The sequence below is a fragment of the Streptomyces corchorusii genome, from assembly GCF_001514055.1.
Classification (GTDB): Bacteria; Actinomycetota; Actinomycetes; order Streptomycetales; family Streptomycetaceae; genus Streptomyces; species Streptomyces olivaceoviridis.
Genome location: NZ_KQ948352.1, coordinates 84487 through 102908, shown reverse-complemented (window position 1 = coordinate 102908; position 18422 = coordinate 84487). Strand labels below are relative to the sequence as shown.

The 18422-nt window shown below is 74.2% G+C and carries 12 protein-coding genes and 1 pseudogene; 7 read left to right on the top strand and 6 right to left on the bottom strand.

Going from position 1 to position 18422, the window contains the following annotated elements; genetic code table 11:
* Nucleotides 1-212: 212 nt before the first annotated feature.
* Both AQJ11_RS04630 and AQJ11_RS04625 read right to left on the bottom strand, forming a co-directional pair.
* Entirely contained in the window at nt 213-1583 is a 1371-nt protein-coding gene (locus AQJ11_RS04630; RefSeq protein WP_014675771.1) for a radical SAM protein, read from the bottom strand.
* A 156-nt stretch (nt 1584-1739) separates the two neighbouring features.
* Complete coding sequence (locus AQJ11_RS04625; RefSeq protein ID WP_059261970.1) at nt 1740-2747, bottom strand: hydroxyacid dehydrogenase; 1008 nt, start codon at nt 2745-2747, stop codon at nt 1740-1742.
* A gap of 110 nt (nt 2748-2857) precedes the next feature.
* On the opposite strand from AQJ11_RS04625, the gene AQJ11_RS04620 reads away from it, so the two are divergent.
* From AQJ11_RS04620 to AQJ11_RS04595, 6 genes are all read left to right on the top strand, one after another.
* A complete protein-coding gene (locus AQJ11_RS04620) occupies nt 2858-4168 on the top strand; it encodes an FAD-binding protein (protein WP_059261969.1) in 1311 nt (436 codons plus the stop codon).
* 150 nt (nt 4169-4318) lie between these two features.
* Nucleotides 4319-5569, top strand: a complete 1251-nt coding sequence (locus tag AQJ11_RS04615) for an ROK family transcriptional regulator (RefSeq protein ID WP_059261968.1) — start codon at nt 4319-4321, stop codon at nt 5567-5569.
* An 11-nt stretch (nt 5570-5580) separates the two neighbouring features.
* Nucleotides 5581-7464 carry a glycoside hydrolase gene (locus AQJ11_RS04610; protein WP_208616441.1) on the top strand — a complete coding sequence of 628 codons (1884 nt, stop codon included), beginning with the start codon at nt 5581-5583 and terminating at the stop codon, nt 7462-7464.
* Nucleotides 7465-7606: 142 nt separating this feature from the next.
* The gene (locus AQJ11_RS04605; protein ID WP_059261967.1) at nt 7607-10501 is read left to right on the top strand and encodes a glycoside hydrolase family 2 TIM barrel-domain containing protein; all 2895 of its coding nucleotides are present in this window, start codon (nt 7607-7609) and stop codon (nt 10499-10501) included.
* A 451-nt stretch (nt 10502-10952) separates the two neighbouring features.
* Nucleotides 10953-11537, top strand: coding sequence for a TetR/AcrR family transcriptional regulator (locus AQJ11_RS04600; RefSeq protein WP_175252302.1), 585 nt, complete (start codon nt 10953-10955; stop codon nt 11535-11537).
* The gene (locus AQJ11_RS04595) at nt 11530-12246 is read left to right on the top strand and encodes an alpha/beta fold hydrolase (protein ID WP_059261966.1); all 717 of its coding nucleotides are present in this window, start codon (nt 11530-11532) and stop codon (nt 12244-12246) included. Before AQJ11_RS04600 ends, AQJ11_RS04595 begins: the two co-directional genes overlap by 8 nt.
* On the opposite strand, the gene AQJ11_RS04590 is transcribed toward AQJ11_RS04595, so the two are convergent.
* The 3 genes and pseudogenes from AQJ11_RS04590 to AQJ11_RS04580 form a co-directional block, all read right to left on the bottom strand.
* Nucleotides 12180-12992: an isocitrate lyase/PEP mutase family protein gene (locus AQJ11_RS04590; RefSeq protein WP_059261965.1), complete on the bottom strand. Its 813-nt coding sequence runs from the start codon at nt 12990-12992 to the stop codon at nt 12180-12182. The two genes, AQJ11_RS04595 and AQJ11_RS04590, sit on opposite strands and share 67 nt — an antisense overlap.
* A gap of 65 nt (nt 12993-13057) precedes the next feature.
* Nucleotides 13058-14779, bottom strand: coding sequence for a DUF2264 domain-containing protein (locus tag AQJ11_RS04585; protein WP_208616453.1), 1722 nt, complete (start codon nt 14777-14779; stop codon nt 13058-13060).
* 138 nt (nt 14780-14917) lie between these two features.
* Nucleotides 14918-15112 (bottom strand): annotated as a pseudogene (locus AQJ11_RS04580) (family 43 glycosylhydrolase); the annotation flags it as partial.
* 87 nt (nt 15113-15199) lie between these two features.
* Between AQJ11_RS04580 and mmuM the strand changes: the two are divergent.
* The gene (gene mmuM, locus AQJ11_RS04575; RefSeq protein ID WP_059262253.1) at nt 15200-16123 is read left to right on the top strand and encodes a homocysteine S-methyltransferase; all 924 of its coding nucleotides are present in this window, start codon (nt 15200-15202) and stop codon (nt 16121-16123) included.
* 466 nt (nt 16124-16589) lie between these two features.
* On the opposite strand, the gene AQJ11_RS04570 is transcribed toward mmuM, so the two are convergent.
* Nucleotides 16590-18170 carry a carboxylesterase/lipase family protein gene (locus AQJ11_RS04570; protein WP_208616452.1) on the bottom strand — a complete coding sequence of 527 codons (1581 nt, stop codon included), beginning with the start codon at nt 18168-18170 and terminating at the stop codon, nt 16590-16592.
* Nucleotides 18171-18422 lie beyond the last annotated feature (252 nt).

The following is an 18422-nucleotide window of genomic DNA, read 5'->3' as shown; positions in this document are numbered from 1 at the left end:
GCGGCCTGTTCACATCCGGCTACCGACAGTGGCGGCGGGCGCGCGTGCCGCGATCAGCCCGCGACTCCGGCCTCTGGTACGGACGCGGACGCGGTTCTGCTCACGGGTCGGGCGCGGACCCCACCGGATCGCCCGCGGACCTCACGGAGTCACACCCGGACCTCACGAGCTCACACCCGGACCTCATGGGCTCACACCCGGACCTCACCGGGTCACACCCGGACCGGCTCCTCCCCCGTCTCCGTCCCCTCCGCGCCCTCCGCGCCCTTGGTCGACGTGTCGTCCGCGGGCAGGCTGTCCATGAAGGAGCTGACGGAGAAGACCGCGCGGCCGGGGCCGGGCGGGCCGTAGCCGGGCGGGGAGGACAGGCCGAAGTCGTCCATGGTCTGCCGGTAGGCCTGGAGCAGCCGGATGTGGTACTCCAGCGGCGCGCCCTGCGGGTTGGCCTTGCCGAGCGGGGTGGTGGGCTCCGGGCACCAGGTGGTGAAGCGCGGGGTGATGCCGTGCGACATGAAGAAGCGCAGGCCCTCGGTGGTGGAGGCGATGGCCTCGTCGACGGTGGTGAAGCCGAACGGTTCGGCCATCTCCACGCCCGCCACGAAGTTCGGGATCACGTTGCGCGCGCCGAACACCTCGGCGGAGTCCAGGATGCGGCGGTGCCACTCGTCCCGGCCGACGTAGCGCTCCTTGCCGGGGCAGTACAGCTCGAACAGCCGGCGGTCCCACACCTCGAAGTTGGGGTGGTAGATCTGCACGCCGTAGTCCTTGAACCGCTGCACGTCCGCCTTGGGCAGCGCCTGGGCGACGACCTTGCCGATCCAGCGGCCCGGGAAGCGCTCCTCGATGGCCTTGGCGTAGTGGCCGTAGAAGTCGGCCTCGTCCCGGCCGGCCACCTTCGACGTGATCGCGCCGCCGGTGAGGGTGTAGGCCGTCGACGCCTTCTGGGTGTCGTACCGGTCGATGATCTCCAGCGCCTCCAGGACCTCCTCGACGTCCTTGACGCCGGTGTAGGGCCGGCCGGCGGCCTTGTGCTGGCGCCAGTTGTGGTTGATGTCGCAGTACTGGCACTCCTCCTTGGCGCCGAAGTACTGGCAGACCCGGAAGACGGTCAGATAGATCAGGTAGCCCCACTGGATGGTGGGCGCGACCTCCATCACGGACTTCCCGTTGGAGAGGGTGTGCCGGTAGTACTCGGGCATCGGCGGCACCCCGACGTCGGCGATGCGCCGGCCGTCGAGGTACAGCCCGAGCAGCCCTTCCTCGTCGGCGGCGACCCGGTACGGCGAGGCGGGGTTCACCCGTACGGAGACGACCGTGCGCCTCAGGTCGTACGGGCCTCCCGTCAGGATGATCTCCTCCGGGGGCCGGCGCAGCGCGGCCTCGCCCAGCTCGGGCAGGGTGCCGTGGTCGAAGGAGAAGATGAAGTACGACTTCGGTTTGACGTCCCCGTCCTCATTGTCGCTGAGAGCGGATTTGTCGAAGGCGACACCGCCCCGGAGCAGGTCCTCCTTGAAGACGGCCTCCCGCGGCACCTGCGGGAACCGCTCCATCAGATCCTCGACCAGCGCGGTACGACTGCCCATCCGTCTGTCTCCTCCCGGCTCAGGCGTACGCCTCTCACCGTATGCCCCCGCCACCGGCGCCCCCGTGCCGGGGCCCCGGCGATCCTACCGGTACACCCCTTTTGTCAACTTTGGTGATGGAATCAACAGGGCGCGCCACTCCCCCGGCCGGCACGTTCAGGCCGTTCGCCCCAGTTCCGCGGGGTCGACCGCGTGCAGCAGACCGTCGCCGGCCGAGAGCCGCTCGGCCTCCTCCACGACCACCCGCCCCAGCCGGGCCACCTCGTTACCCTGCGAGCCGGCCAGGTGCGGGGTGAGGAAGGCGTTCGGCAGGTCGTACAGCGGGGAGTCGGCGGGCAGCGGTTCGGGGTCGGTCACGTCCAGCACGGCGCTGAGGCGTCCGGCGCGCAGCTCCGCGATCAGCGCCTCGTGGTCGACCAGGGCGCCGCGCGCGGTGTTGACGAGCACGGCCCCGGCGGGCATCAGGGCGAGTTCGCGGGCGCCGATCAGATGGCGGGTCTCGGCGGTCTGCGGGGCGTGCAGCGTCACGATGTCCGAGGTGCGCAGCAGTTCGTCCAGCGGCAGCAGCGGTACGCCGAGCCGGGCGGCCTCCGCCGCGTCCACGTACGGGTCGGCGAGCGTGACCGCGAGGTCGTACGGGCGGAGCAGTCCGAGCAGGCGGCGGCCGATCCGGGAGGCGCCGACGATGCCGACGCGGCGGCCGTGGTTGCCGATGCCGGGCAGGATGTCGCCGTAGGGAAAGACCCGCCGGTCGCGCAGCCGGTCGCGGAGGGCGAAGACGTCCTTCCCGGCGAGCAGGATCATGGCGAGGGTGTACTCGGCGACGGGCACGGCGTTGGCGGCGGCGGCCGTGGAGACGGCGATGCCCCGCCGCCACACCTCGGGCGTGGCGAACCCCTTGACCGAGCCGGCCGCGTGCAGCACGGCGCGCAGCTTCGGCGCGGCGTCCAGGACGGCCGCGTCCAGGCGGGGACAGCCCCAGCCGGTGATCAGGATCTCGGTGCGGGCGAGGACCTCCCGCACCCGGGCCCCGGTGAAGTCGTGCGCCACCAGAGCGGGGTCGATGTCCACGCAGGCGCGCAGCCGGGCCAGCAGTTCCGGCGGGAAGACGAGCGGCACGTTCCGGGCTGTCATGGCGAACAGCGCCTGGGGACGCTCGGGCAAGGAAGTGACCTTCCGGCTCGGTGACGCTCGGACAGCAACCGGTCTCTACGGTAGGTGGCGCCGAATGAGAGGGTCAACGCAGACGCAACGCTCCGGGAGAGGACGCAGGGATGGCTGAGACCGCAGGGACCACGGGGACGACGGGGAGGACGGGGACGACGGGGGCCGGGGCCACCGGCACGGGCGCGGTCACCAACTGGGCACGCACCGTCACGTACGCGGCGCGCGAGTTCCACCGTCCGCGCACGCCGGAGGAGCTGGCGGCGCTGGTGGCGGAGAACGCGCGGGTGCGGGTGCTGGGCAGCGGGCACTCCTTCAACCGGATCGCCGATCCGGGCCCGGACGGCGTCCTGGTGTCCACCGCCGGGCTGCCGCGGACGATCGACGTCGACACGGCCGCGCGCACGGTCCGGGTGGCGGGCGGGGTCCGCTACGCCGAACTGGCCCGCACGGTCCACGCGCACGGTCTCGCCCTGCCCAACATGGCCTCCCTGCCGCACATCTCGGTGGCCGGTTCGGTGGCGACGGGCACGCACGGCTCGGGTGTGGCCAACGGCCCGCTGGCGTCGGCGGTCCGCGAGGTGGAGATGGTCGTCGCGGACGGCACGACCGGGACGATCGGCCGGGACGACGCGCGCTTCGGCGGCGCGGTCACCTCCCTCGGCGCGCTGGGCGTCGTCACCGCGCTCACCCTCGACCTGGAGCCGGCGTACGGGGTGGAGCAGCGGGTCTACACCGAACTTCCCCTGGACGGCCTGGACTTCGAGACCGTCGCCGCCGCCGGGTACAGCGTGAGCCTCTTCACCGACTGGCGGCGGCCCGGCTTCCGGCAGGTGTGGGTCAAGCGGCGCACGGACCGGCCGGCGGTGGACTTCCCGTGGGCGGCGCCCGCGACGGAGCCGCTGCACCCGGTGCCGGGCATGCCCGCGGCGAACTGCACGGAGCAGCTCGGGGTGCCGGGGCCCTGGCACGAGCGGTTGCCGCACTTCCGGGCCGAGTTCACGCCGAGCAGCGGGGAGGAGATCCAGTCGGAGTACCTGCTGCCGCGGCCGGCGGCCCTCGACGCGCTGCACGCGATCGACGGCATCCGGGAGACGGTCGCCGGCGTGTTGCAGACCTGCGAGGTGCGGACGGTCGCCGCCGACCCGCAGTGGCTGAGCCCGGCCCACGGACGGGACTCGGTCGCGCTGCACTTCACCTGGGTGAAGGACGAGGCGGCGGTGCTGCCGGTGGTGCGCCGGCTGGAGGAGGTGCTGGAGCCGTTCGACCCGCGCCCGCACTGGGGGAAGGTCTTCCTGACCCCCTCGGCCGTACTGCGCGGGCGGTACGCGCGGTTCGCCGACTTCCGGGACCTGGTCCGCGCCCTGGACCCTTCCGGCACGTTCGCCAACGCCTTCGTACGGGATCTCCTGGACCGCTGACGGCCGTTCGCCGGGGCCCTCCCCGACTTCCTCCAGCCCCTTTCCAAACCCCTTGTCGAAAGTCCCTCCCAGCCCATAGCCTGACGCCCGCGCCGGTGCCGGAGCCGCCCCGGCCCGCACTCGTCCGCACGGGAGGGGAGGGGCAGCCGCGTGAAGCGCACCTCACGTGACATCCGCACCGCGAACCGCTACGAGGTGCTGCGCCAGATCATCGCCGAGTCCCCCACCTCCCGTCAGGAGCTGGCCGCCGCCACCGGGCTGAGCCTCGCCACGGTGGCCACGCTCGTCGGTGAGCTGCTGGACCTCCGCATGATCACCGAGGTCGGGTTCGAGGACTCGGCCGGGGGCCGCCCCCGCGGGCTGGTCGCCGTCGACGCGTCGGGCGGCGCGCTGATCGGCGTGGACATCGCCGAGACGTACGTCCACGTGGAGCTGTTCGACCTGGCGTTGAACGTGCTGGCCCGGGCGGACGAGGACATGCGGCCCGGCGAGAGCCGGCCCGAGCAGGTGGTCGGGCACGTCGCCGCCGCGGTCGGCTCGGTGGTCGCCCAGGCCGGCGTCGAGGCGGCCCGGGTGCTGGGCGTCGGGGTGAGCGTGCCGGGCCAGGTCGACCGGGACACCGGGGTCGCCCAGTACGCGCCCAACTGGGACTGGCACGACGTGCCGTTGCTCGGTCTGCTCGCCGAACACATCGCCCACCCGCTGTACCTGGACAACCCGCTGCGCGCCTGCACGGTGGCCGAACTGTGGTGCGGGGCGGCGCGGGGCCGCGGGGACGCCGTCGTGGTCAACCTCGGCACCGGTGTCGGCGCCGGTCTGGCCCTCGGCGGCGGTCTGCACCGCGGGGTGAGCAACAGCGCCGGCGAGTGGGGGCACACCACGCTCGTGCTGGACGGCCGGCTGTGCCACTGCGGCAACCACGGCTGCGTGGAGACGTACGTCGGCGCACCGGGCATCATGCGGAACCTGCGCGAACTCGACCCGCACTCGGCCCTGTTGCACCCCGGGGACCAGACGGCCACCATCGACGCCCTGGCCCGCGCGGTCGCCCAGGACGACCCGGTCGCGCTCAAGGTCGTCCGGGACACGGCCCGTTACCTCGGCGCCGGCATCTCCGACCTGATCAATCTCCTCAACCCCGAAGTGGTCGTCCTCAGCAGCTGGGTGGCCTCCCGGCTGGGCGAACCACTGCTCGGGGAGGTCCGCCGGGCGGTCGCCCGGCACGCCCTGGGCCGGCCGCTGGCCGCCACCGAGATCGTCCTCTCCCCGATCCCCACCGACCCGGTGTCCCTCGGCGCGGCCACGTTCGCGCTGGAGGGGGCGCTTCAGTTCGTCGGACAGCGGACCAGCGCCAAGCGCACCACCGCACCCGCAAGGAGCCGTACCGCACCGCCTTCGTGACGACGGAAGGGATGCACGTGTCTCACCTCCGCACCTCCCGGTCCCCCGCTTCCCGGCCCCGCACCCGCCGACCGGTCCTGCTGACCGCCTCGGCCGCGCTGGCCGTCACCGGAGCCCTGCTCGGCTCCCCGCCCGCGAGTGCCGCCGGCACCGCCGCCACCCCGGCCGCCGAGGTCTCCCCCCACGCCGCCCAGACCATCGACGACATCGGCGCGTCCGGCGCCTGGTGGGTCAACGACCTGAAGAACTTCGACCCCGAGGTCCGGGCCCGGGTCGCCCGGCTGCTGTTCTCCGAGGACGGCCTGGACCTCAGCTCGTACCGCTACAACATCGGCGGCGGCGGGACCGGCGTGACGTACGCGCCGCGCGCCGCGGAGGACTTCCTGGACCCGGACGGCGGGTACGACTGGAGCAAGGACGAGGCCGGCCGCTACTTCCTCTCCGCCGCCGCCCGGTACGGCGTCGAGGACCTGATCGGGTTCGTCAACAGCGCGCCCGCCGCGTGGAAGACGAACGGCAAGAGCTGCGGCGGCCATCTGAAGACGGAGAACGAGCGGGACTTCGCCAAGTACGTCGCCGATGTCACCGACCACTTCGCGCACCAGGGCGTGCGGCTCGACTACATCAGCCCGTTCAACGAGCCGACCAACAGCTTCGACGCGTGCGGCCAGGAGGGCATGCTCGTCGACGTCCCCCAGCGCGACGACATCGTGCGCGCACTCGGCGCCGAACAGCGGGCCCGGCACCAGAAGGCGTCGATCATCGCCGACGAGTCGACCAGCACGGTGAAGTTCAACTCCGAGGTCCCCCAGTGGCTGGCGCAGCCGGGCACGGCCCAGTACGTCGCCAGGCTGGCCCACCACACGTACGACAACCCGGGCGACGGCGACCGGGCGCAGGTGTACGAGACGTCCAGGGCGGCCGGCAAGGAGTCCTGGTCGACGGAGATCTGCTGCTTCGGCAAGGGCGGCACGGGCTGGGCGCAGGAGTACGACCCGACGATCGACGGCGGGCTGAACCTGTCCCGGATCATCTACAAGGACTTCGCCACCGCCCATGACTCGGCGTTCCAGTGGTGGGTGGCGCTGTCCGAGATGATCGGCAGCGATCCGACCGCCCGGAACGACGAGGGCTGGAACGACGGCCTGATCTACTACGACCCGGACTACGCGGAGAACGGCAACCAGACCCTGTACTTCACCAAGCGCTACTACGCGCTCGGTCAGTACAGCAAGTTCGTCCGGCCCGGCGCGGCCCTGCACGACGTGACCGGCGCGCCGGACGGCGTCGAGGTGTCCGCGTACGACGGGAACGGCGGCTGGGTGGTCGTGGTGAACAACCACAACGCGACCGACACCGCGCTGAACCTGCACTTCGACAGCGGGACGCCGGTGCGGGCCACGCGGGCCGTGCGGACCTCCGCCGACGAGAACTGGGCGAAGGCGGCGAGTCCTTCGGTCGTGCGCGGCACGATGTCCGCGACGCTCGCGGCCCGTTCGATCACGACGTACGTCCTCGACCGGAAGGGTCACGGGAGTTCGGCGCCGGCCGGCGCCCTGGTGGGCCGGCAGTCCGGCAAGTGCCTGACGGCCGAGGCCACGGGTGCCACGATCACCGGCTGCACGGGCGCCGCGGGGCAGTCCTGGTCGTACGACGCGAGGGGCACGCTGAAGGGCGCCCACGGCTACCTGACCGCCGGGAGTCAGGGGCTCACGACCACAGCCGCGTACAGCGGTGACGGCACGCAGCGCTGGCTGCTGAACGCGAGCGGGCAGATCGTGAACGAGGCGTCGGGCAGATGCCTGGACGTCAGCGGACAGGCGACGGCCGACGGCTCCGAGGTGATCCTCTACCGCTGCACCGGCGGCGCCAACGAGGCCTGGACCAGGCGGTAGCCCGACCGCTTCCCCGACCGGGGCCACCGGTCACTCCCCTGACCCGGCGGCCCCCGCCCCGCCCGCACCGCCCGATCTTCACGGCGACCACCGTCCCGGTCCGCCCCCGCTGTTCGTGTTCGAGGACTGAGCTAGGAGACCGATGTCTTTCCCCACCCGCACCGACTACGTCGAGGACGTCTCCCCGGGGTCCGGGGCGCTGCCGCCGCGCGCCTGGTACGCCTCCTCCGACGCCGCGTCCCTCCCCCTCGGCGGAAGCTGGCGGTTCCGGCTGTCGGACACGGCCGACGCCCAGGACGACTCCTTCGCGGCGCCGGGGTACGACGCCGGTGACTGGGCGGAGGTCTCGGTCCCCGGCCACTGGGTGCTCCAGGGCCACGGCTCCCCCGCCTACACCAACCACCTCTACCCGTTCCCGGTCGACCCGCCCCGGGTACCGACCGAGAACCCGACCGGCGACCATCTGCGCGTCTTCGACCTGCCCGCCGACTGGCCGGCCGACGGCGACGCCGTGCTGCGCTTCGACGGCGTGGAGTCCTGCGCCCGGGTCTGGCTGAACGGCGCCGAACTGGGCGAGTTCAAGGGCTCCCGGCTGCCGCACGAGTTCGCGGTCGGCCCCCTGCTGAGGACCTCGGGCAATGTGCTGGCGGTGCGTGTCCACCAGTGGTCGGCGGGCTCGTACCTGGAGGACCAGGACCAGTGGTGGCTGCCGGGCATCTTCCGGGACGTCACCCTGCTGCACCGCCCGGCGGGCAGCGTACGGGACTTCTTCGTGCACGCCTCCTACGACCACGTGTCCGGCACGGGCACCCTGCGCGTCGACTCCGACGTGGCGGGCCGGGTGACCGTCCCGGACCTCGGTGTCGACATCCCCACCGGTGAGCCGGTGACCGTCCCGGTCGAGCCGTGGACGGCGGAGACGCCGAGGCTGTACGACGGCCTGCTGGCCACCGGGGGCGAGCGGGTGCCGCTGCGCATCGGCTTCCGCACGGTGGAGCTGTCGGACGGTCTGATCAAGGTGAACGGCCGCCCGGTGCTCTTCAAGGGCGTCAACCGGCACGAGTGGCACCCGGAGAAGGGCCGGGCCCTCGACCTCGCGACCATGCGCGAGGACGTGCTGCTGATGAAGCGGCACAACATCAACGCCGTCCGCACCTCCCACTACCCGCCGCACCCGGCCTTCCTCGACCTGTGCGACGAGTACGGCCTGTGGGTGATCGACGAGTGCGACCTGGAGACGCACGGCTTCACCGAGCAGGGCTGGCGGGACAACCCCGTCGACGACGACCGCTGGACCCCGGCCCTGCTGGACCGGGCGGCCCGCATGGTCGAGCGGGACAAGAACCACCCTTCGGTCGTCATCTGGTCGCTCGGCAACGAGGCCGGCACCGGCCGGGGCCTGACCGCGATGGCCGAGTGGATCCACGCCCGTGACGCCTCCCGGCTCGTGCACTACGAGGGCGACCACACCTGCCGGGACACGGACGTCTACTCGCGGATGTACGCGAGCCACGCCGAGGTCGAGCGGATCGGCCGGCACCTGGACGGCGGACCGGTCAGGCGCCGTGAACTCCCGTTCATCCTCTGCGAGTACGCGCACGCCATGGGCAACGGCCCCGGCGGACTCGCCGACTACCAGAGGTTGTTCGAGGCCCACGACCGGCTTCAGGGCGGCTTCGTCTGGGAGTGGATCGACCACGGCATCGCCCACCCCGAGCTGGGCTACGCCTACGGCGGCGACTTCGGGGAGGAACTGCACGACGGCAACTTCGTCTGCGACGGCCTGCTGTTCCCGGACCGGCAGCCCTCCCCGGGCCTGGTCGAGTACAAGAAGGTGATCGAACCGGTCGCCATCACCGGCGACGGCGCGGCCGGCACGGTCCGTGTCACCAACGCGTACGACTTCGCTGACCTGTCGGCGCTGGCCTTCTCCTGGTCGTACGAGGTCGAGGGCGAGACCGTGGACTCGGGCAGCCTGCCGGTGCCCGCGCTGGCGCCCGGCGAGTCCGCCGAGGTCAAGCTGCCCGTCGTACCGGCCGCTGCCCCGGCGGGCGAGGCCCACTGGACCGTCCGGGCGGTGCTCGCCTCCGGCACCGCGTGGGCGCCGCGGGGCCATGTCGTCGCCTGGGGCCAGCTCCCGGTGTCGGCGCGCCGGACGCCGTACGTCGCCGCGACCGCGCGCCCGGCCCCCGGTGACGGGGTGATCACGCTCGGCCCGGCCGTCTTCGACGCCCGCACCGGGGCGCTGCGGACGATCGGCACGGTACCGGTCACCGGTCTGCGTCTGGACGTGTGGCGGGCCACCACCGACAACGACGAGGGTGCCGCCTGGCAGAGCGACCTGCGCTACGGCCCGCTGTGGCGGAGGCTCGGCCTGCACCGGATGCGGCACCGCCTGGACGCGGTGGAGGCCGGCGAGGACGCGCTGACGGTCCGCACCCGGGTGGCGCCGGCCGGCCGGGAGCTGGGACTGTCGGCGGTGTACCGCTGGACCTCCGACGGAGACCGGCTCCGGCTGACCGTGTCCACCGTCCCGGACGGCGACTGGACCGTCCCGCTGCCCCGCCTCGGCATCCGCTTCGGGCTGGCCGCGGCCGACCGGGTGCGGTGGTACGGCGGCGGGCCCGGCGAGGCGTACCCGGACACCCGCACGGCGTCCCGGATCGCCCGCTGGCAGTCGACGGTGGACGAGCTCCAGACGCCGTACGTCCGCCCCCAGGAGAACGGCGCCCGGATCGACGTCCGCTGGGTGGAGCTGGGCGGCCTGCGCGTCGAGGGCGACCCGGCGTACTGGTTCACCGCCCGCCGCTGGACCACCGAGTATCTGGACGCGGCGGCCCACCGCACCGACCTGGTGCCCGGCGCCGCGTCCGACGGCGGCTCGGCGGCGGGCGTCTGGGTCAATCTCGACCACGGCCAGCACGGCATCGGCTCCCAGTCCTGCGGTCCGGGCCCGCTGCCCCGGTACCACCTGCGGGCCGAGCCGGCGGAGTTCTCCTTCGTCTTCTCCCCGGCCGCCCCTCCAAAGGCCGGGTGACCGGCACGGTCCTGACGCCCACCGCGGCCGGCCGGCTCTTCTCCCGGCCGGCCGCGGTCGCGTCCTGCGTGGGTTTCGTCCCCATCGGCATGCTCCAGGCGCCCGCACTTCACCGGGGGCGTGGTGGGCGTCCTCGCTTTCGACGCCGGGCGGCGGGCGCCGGCCGGGTTCGCGCCGGCGCCGGCCGGCACACCCCCGGCGGCCCTCTGACTGATGCTGACGGCGGGCCGCTTCCTCGCCGTACCGCTCACCCCGCGGCACCCGCCGGAGCGGATCCTCACCGTGTGCGCGGCCGGGACGACCGGGTGCCCGCTGCTGTCCCTCGTGAAGCCGGTCGCGCCGATGGCGTACGCGGGGGTCGGGCTGGTCGTCCGGGTGACGGCGCGGAGCCTTGACACCCCGCTGCCTAGGGGGTCTAGGCTGCGGCCTAGGAATCCAAGGGAGGTGGGCGTTGGCCCGGGTGGGAGTGACCGTCGAGCGGCTGGTGGCGGCAGCGGCGGAGCTGGCGGACGAGGCCGGCTTCGACCGCGTCAGCATCTCGGCGCTGGCGCGCCGCTTCGGCGTCAAGGACGCGAGCCTGTACTCGCACGTCCGCGGTCTCAAGGACCTGCGCACCCGCCTCGCCCTGTACGCGGGCGGGGAGCTGATCGACCGGATCGCGGCGGCGGTGGCCGGCCGCTCGGGCAAGGAGGCGCTGCGGGCCTTCGCCGGCGCCTACCGGGACTACGCCCTTGAGCACCCGGGCCGGTACGCGGCCACGCAGATCCGCATGGACCAGGCCCTCGTCGCCGACTCCCCCGCACTGCGCCGCACCGCGCAGATCACCTACGGCATGCTGCGCGCGTACGGCCTGGAGGAACCGGACCTGACGGACGCGGTACGCCTGCTGCGCAGCACCTTCCACGGCTACTGCCTCCTGGAGGGCGCGGGCGGCTTCGGCGCGGACCGGGACGTACAGGCCTCCTGGGACAAGGCCGTCGACGCCCTGCACCTCGCCCTCGTCCACTGGCCCCGGGAGCGGGAGAACGATGACTGACACACCCTGCTACGACGTCACGGGCCGAGGTCCCGTGCTGCTGCTCGTACCGGGCGGAGCCGGGCATCCGATGGGCCTCGGACCGCTGACCGAGCGGCTGGCCTCGCGCTTCACCGTGGTGACGTACGACCCGCTGGGCCTCGCGCACGGCCGGCTCGGGCACCCGGTCGCCGAGCAGCGGGTCGCGGACTGGAGCGAGGGCGCGCGGCGGGTGCTGGAGGAGGTGCTGCCGGAGGGCGAAACGGCGTCGGTGTTCGGCACCAGCTCCGGTGGCATCGCGGTGCTGGACCTGCTGGCGCGCCACCCCGGACGGCTGGCGCACGTGGTCGCGCACGAACCGCCGTGCGTGACGGTCCTGCCGGACGGGGCGGCGCGCCGGGCCGAGCTGATCGAGCAGTTGGACGGCCCCGGACGGCCGCCCGCCGAGGGCGGGTCGGCGACCCCGATGGGCGTCTTCCTGGCGCGCGTCCTGCGCCCGTTCACCGCGTACGCGCCCGCCCTGACCCCGCCCCCGGGCCGGCTCACCCTCGCCGCCGGCGCCGCGTCGCGCGGTCAGCTCCTGCACCGCACGGCCGAGTTCCTCGCCGCGCGCATGGGCTGCGCCTTCACCGAGTTCCCCGGCGGGCACCTCGGCACGCTGGATCACCCCGTGGAGTTCGCCGACTCGCTCGCCGGGACACTGCGTTCCAGCGCGCGGACCTCGGCGTAGGACGGGGTCGTACCGGCCGGGGCGCGCCCGGCCGCGATGTCGGTCACCGCGTCCAGGGCCGCGCCCAGCGCCCGCCGGTACAGCAGCGAGCCGAGGCTGACGCGGCGCACACCGAGCCCGGCGAGCTGACCGAGCGTGGGTCCGGTGGGCGAGTGGAGGACGTTGAGGGGGACGGCGGTGTGCCGGACGAGGGCCGCGATGTGCCCCGGGTCGGTGACGCCGGGCACGAACACCCCGTCGGCGCCCGCTTCCTGGTAGGCGTCGAGCCGGCGCAGGGTCTCCGTCTCGTCGCCGTCGCCCGACCAGTAGGTGTCGGTACGGGCGTTGACGAACAGGCCCGGTACGGCCGCCTTGACGGCGGCGATCTTCGCCGCGTGCCGCCGGACCGGGCCCAGGCCGTCCTCCAGGTTGACGCCGACGGCCCCGACGGCCCACAACCGGCGTGCCAGCTCGGCGACTTCGTCCGGGTCCCGGCTGAAGCCGTCCTCGGCGTCGACCGAGAGGAGGTAGGGCCCGGAGCCGAGGATCAGGGCGAGACCCACGGTGTGCTCGCGGGTCGCGCCCTGCCCGTCGGGCAGCCCCACGGCCGCCGCGACCGCCAGGCTGGTCGTGCCGACCGCCGGGAACCCCCGGGCCGCGAGGGCGGCTGCCGAGGCGTGGTCCCAGGCGTTGGGCAGCAGCAGCGGCTCGCCCGGACGGTGGTGGAGGCCGGCGAAGGAGGGGGCGGGAGCGGGCTCTGCGGTCATACGGCCATGCTCCACCCCGGTTGGTTCGGCGCCCGCCGAAACGTACGGCGCCCCTCCCCGCCGCCTCAGCGAGGTGACACCGACCAGGACGGGCCGGCGGACGCCTCGTCCTCCGCCGTGAACCGGAAGGCCGCGGCCGGCCCCCCGGACCAGCTCACCCGCACCTCGTGGCCGTGCTCGTCGCCGTCCGTCTCCACGCACACCAGCTCCGCCGGCGGCAGCGGGTCCGGCTCCCCGGTGAGCCGGGCGAGCGCCACGAAGAGCGTGGCCGCGCCGTCCCCGGTCACCCCGGTCAGCTCCGCCGACAGGCCGGTGACCGGGGTGAGCTCGGCGCGCAGGCGCTTCCCGCCCGGCCAGCCCCTCACCCGTACCGGCGTGCCGGGTGCCGCGCCCGCCACCAGATGGGCCCGCACCTCCATCGCTCCCCGGACCGCCACCAGGCTGGTGACGGTGATCCCGGGGCGCACGGTGTGCCGGGAGGCGATCCACCCGTCGCCGGTGCCGAGCGGCACGATCCGCGTACGGCTGGGATCGCCGTCGACGATCACGCTGTTGTCGTACGACGGCACGGGCGCGGTGGCGGTCGAGTAGGCGAGCCGGGTGTAGTAGGGGTCGTAGCGGACGTCCTCGCTGCCGTGGTTGTGCAGCCGGACCACGCCGTCCGAACGGGTCGTCTGGAGCAGCCAGTTGGCGGCGGGCACGGGGTGCGCCCCGTCGGCGCGGTCGGCCGGGCCCGGCTCCTCCCGCGCCGTCCACACCTCGTGCCCGGGCGGCAGCAGCAGCCCGAGGAAGCCCTTGCTCGCCCAGTACGGGGAGGCGGGGCCCGAGTAGGCCTGCGCGACGGACTCGTCGGGGCCGAGCCAGCCGAGCGGCAGCAGGCCCCGCTCGTCGACCGCGCCGCCGTCGAGGAAGTACCGCAGCGTTCCGGAGGCCAGCCGCCGTGTCTCGCCCGGGGGCAGCGGGGTGTGTCCGGTCAGGGCCCCGAGCCAGAGCGGGGCCGTCGTCGCGAAGCGGTAGGTGAGGGAGCGGCCCTGGTGCAGGGGGGCGCCGTCGGCGCCGAACAGCCGGGCGTAGTCGGCGAGGTGGCGGGAGAGCCGGCGGCCGTAGCGGGCGAGCAGTTCGGCGTCGTCCGCGAGCCATGCGTGCAGGACGGTGTACAGGTGCATGGCCCAGCCGTTGTAGTAGTCGAACTTCCGGCCGTCGCCGTCCGTGTACCAGCCGTCGCCGACGTACCAGCCCTCGATCCGTTCCAGCCCCCGGTCGATCGCCTTGCGCGCCGCCTCCTCCCGGTGGCCGGTCTCCGCGAGGAAGCCGCCGACGGTGACCGGGAACAACTCCCAGTTGCACGGCCAGGGTTCGGCGGTGAGCGCGTCCGTCAGCCAGGCGGCGGTCCGCTCGCGGACGGCGTCGTCCAGGCGGTCCCACAGCAGGGGCCGGGTGAGCCGCAGGGCGAGCGCGATCGAGGCGGCCTCGACCAGTGGCTGGCCGCGGTCCGTGATCCGTGGCCAGACCCCGCCGGGCCCGGCCGCGAGGCCCTCGGCGTACCGGCCGAGCGCGGTCTCGTCACGGCGGAACGCGGCCAGCAGCAGTGTGCGCGCGTACCCTTCGAGGCCGTCGGAGAGGCGGCCGGCGTGGCTCACACGGTCGCCGGGCAGGTGGTAGAGGGCGCGGTCGGGGGTGGCGTACGGCTCGACGGCGGCGAGCAATGCGTCGGCGGCGGCCTCCCAGTGGGCGCGGGTGAAGCCGGTGTACGGGCTCGACACCCGGTCGTCGGCGGGCAGTTCGATCACGGCGGTGACTGTCCTTCCTCGCGGGACCCTGGACGCCCCGGTTCCGGTCGGGGCGCCCCGGGGGCTCACCCCACCCTTACCTCGCCGGGGGGCACCGGACGCAGGCCGCGCAGGATCGCGTGCACGCGTCTCGTCTCACGCGCCCTCCCGCACGGTGTCGGCGACGGGTACGCCGAAGTCCGGCGTGCCGTCCGGCTTCCAGCCGAGCTTCTGGGCGCGGGTGTGCCAGTTGGGGTCGTGCAGCGGGTCGCCGGTGAGGGCCGGGACGGGCGACTTGGCCCAGCTCCGCGCGTCCAGCAGGTCGGCCGGCGCCACCGACCAGCCGACGCACTGTCGTACTCGGTCAATGGGCCCGACGGAGAAAGCGCGACCGGAGGGAAAGCCCTTTCTCCCGGTCGTTCGACTAGCGTCGTGACCATGACCAGCCACACCTCCCCCAGCCTCGCCGACGCCCTCGCCGCCGGGACCGTCGTGCTCGACGGCGGCATGTCCAACCAGCTGGAGTCGGCCGGGCACGACCTGAGCGACGAACTGTGGTCGGCACGGCTGCTCGCCGAGCGGCCCGAAGCGGTCACCGAGGCCCACCTCGCCTATTACCTCGCGGGCGCGAGCGTGGCGATCACCTCCAGCTACCAGGCCACCTTCGAGGGCTTCGGCAAGCGCGGCATCGGCCGGGACGAAGCCGCGCGGCTGCTCGGGCTGAGCGTGGAACTGGCCCGGGAGGCGGCCCGGCAGGCCCAGGGAGCGGGTGTCCCGCGCCCGCTGTGGGTGGCCGCCTCCGTCGGCCCCTACGGGGCCATGCTCGCGGACGGCTCCGAGTACCGGGGCCGGTACGGGATGAGCGTGGACGAGTTGGAGCGGTTCCACCGGCCCCGGATGGAGGTGCTGGCCGCTGCCGCGCCGGACGTGCTCGCCCTGGAGACCGTCCCGGACGCCGACGAGGCCGCCGCGCTGCTGCGGGCGGTGCGGGGGCTGGGGGTGCCGGCCTGGCTGTCGTACACCGTCGAGGGCCTGCGGACGCGGGCCGGGCAGCCCCTGGAGGAGGCGTTCGGCCTCGCCGCCGATGCGGACGAAGTGATCGCGGTCGGCGTCAACTGCTGTGCCCCGGAGGATGTGCGGGGCGCGGTGGAGATCGCGGCCCGTGTCACCGGCAAGCCGGTCGTGGTGTACCCCAACAGCGGCGAGGCCTGGGACGCGCGGGCCCGGGCCTGGCGCGGGCGCACCACGTTCGGCGCCGAGCAGGTCAAGGCATGGCGGGAGGCGGGAGCGCGGCTGATCGGAGGGTGCTGCCGGGTCGGGCCGCAGGCGATCACGGGAATCGCCGGAGCGCTCGCCGCGTAGGCGAACCGAGCCGGTCGCTTCCCGTGCGCGACGCTGCACACGTCCAGGGCGACGCCGGGCGTCCACCCGGCGAGCACACACGACCGGGCCGCAACCGTCCCGGAGAAGGCCCCGTTCTTCTGCGGCGAGCCGGATCACACCAACGGCGACTTAGGGGGACCGCTGACGCGGCGGCTGGGGTGCGCGGCGGTGGTGGCCGTCACCGGCAGGGTCGGGGCGGGCGCGCGGACCGCGCTGCGCGCGGCAGGTCCGGACGTGCCGGGGACGTGTCGTCGGCCAGGCATGACGGCATCCCGTCCGCCCGCGCCTCGCGTTCGGCGACTCGCGTGGACCGGCCGGGTGCCGCGTCGCCCCTGCGGTGGCCGGGCGGGCGGCTCGGCGCGTGTGATGTGCCGTGACCAGGGGCCGCCGACAGCCGGCCCCCCGCCGGAGCAACCGCTGCGGCGGGCAAGGTTGTCGAAGGCCCTCAGCGGCGCCGGGCCACCACCGAGCGCCGCAGACGCCGTACCGCCGCCGCCAGCTCGGCCCCCGGCGCCCGGACCCCGGACGCGGGGACGGGGGCGAGGGCGGGCTCCGGGGCGGTGCGGGCAGTCGGCCACAGGCCGGTCTCCGCGTCCCGGGGACCGTGCACGGTATGCGGTTCCCCCTCGCCGAAGACCCGCACCGGATGGGTCGCGTCCCAGGCGGCCCAGCCGGGGTCCCCGGTGGCCGCGAACCGGACCCAGGCGGCGTGCATCGCGTCGCCCAGCTCCTGCGGGGCGCCCTCACCGGCCAGCATCCGCGACTCGGGCACGTGCCCGCTGTCGAAGACGAACCCCAGCTCCAGGGCGTGGCAGGCACCGAGGCCGGGCAGCCGGGAGGGCCACGCGAACTCGTAGAGGTGACTGGCGCCGGGGCGGGCGTCGGCGAGCCGGTGCAGCGGCACCCGCAGCAGGTGGTCGGTGACCATCTGGCCGACGATCTCGGCGGTCCCGGCGTCCGGGTGGAGCGCGCGGTAGCCGCGCGCCACCTCGTGCCCGGCGTGGCAGCGGGCCATCGCCCCGGCCAGGGCGACCGCCCCGAGCCGGTCGACGTGCTCCAGCAGTCCGCCGGGCACCAGCCACAGCCGGTACTCGTCCCGGGTCCACCCCATGAGCAGGTCGACGTCCCGGGCGGCGGCGCCGTCGGTCAGCGCCTTCAGCGGGTCGCGGGGCACGAGGTCGCCGTCCACGACGATGCCGAACGAGGGCCCGCCCAGCACCGGGCTGCTGAGCCGGCCGACCTCGGCCTGCGTGCGCAGCAGCAGTGCGCGGTCGACCTGGGCGAACGCCTCGGCGGTGGCGGGGACCTTCAGCCGGGTGGCCATCCGGCGCACCATCCGCCGTACCTTGTCGCGGTCGACGGCCTCGGGCGCGCCGCTTTGCAGGACCGCCCGCCGGATCAGGCCCCGCGTCTGGGGGGCGGCGAGGAGGACGCCGACGCTGATGGCACCGGCCGACTGGCCGCACAGGGTGATCCGGCCGGGGTCGCCGCCGAAGGCCTCGATCGACTCGTGCACCCAGCGCAGCGCGGCGAGCTGGTCGCGCAGGCCGGGGTTCGGGGGCGCGTCGGGGAACAGGCCGTAGCCCTCCACCCCCAGTCGGTAGTTGACCGAGACGAAGACGACCCCGTCGCGCGCGAAAGTCCTGCCGTCGTACACCGGCACCGCCGACGAACCCCTGGTCAGCGCGCCGCCGTGCAGCCAGACCAGGACCGGGAGCCGGGCGCCGGGCCCCGGCTCGGGGGTCCAGACGTTCAGGTTGAGGCAGTCATCGCCGGGGATCACGGGGTCGGACAGGTACTGGGCGAACGCCTCGGAGTACGGCGGTTTCGGCGCGGTCGGCCCGAACGCTCCGGCGTCCCGGACCCCGTCCCAGGGCTCGGGCGGGCTGGGCGGGCGGAACCGCAGGGGGCCGAAGGGCGGGGCGGCGTACGGGATGCCCCGGAAGACCGCGATTCCCCGCTCGTACCGGCCGCGTACGGCCCCGTGGGGCGTTCTGACCACGGGGCCCGTCTGGTCTGCCGTCATCGCCCACCAGCCCTTCGCCACGCACGCGTGCCTGTTCCCACCAAGAGCACTGCGGCGCCCGGACCTATTCCGGTGCACCGGCCGGGTGCGGTGCTGCACGAGGGGGAGGCGGCGGCGTACGAGGCGGCCCTGGAGATGGTCGTCCCGGCCGGCCGGGCCCGGCTGGACAAGCCCGGCCATGCGCGGCTCCTCGGGCGTGCCGGTCGACCGGGCGGAGCCGTCCGCCTCCCAGTACGCCTGGCTGGACCATCA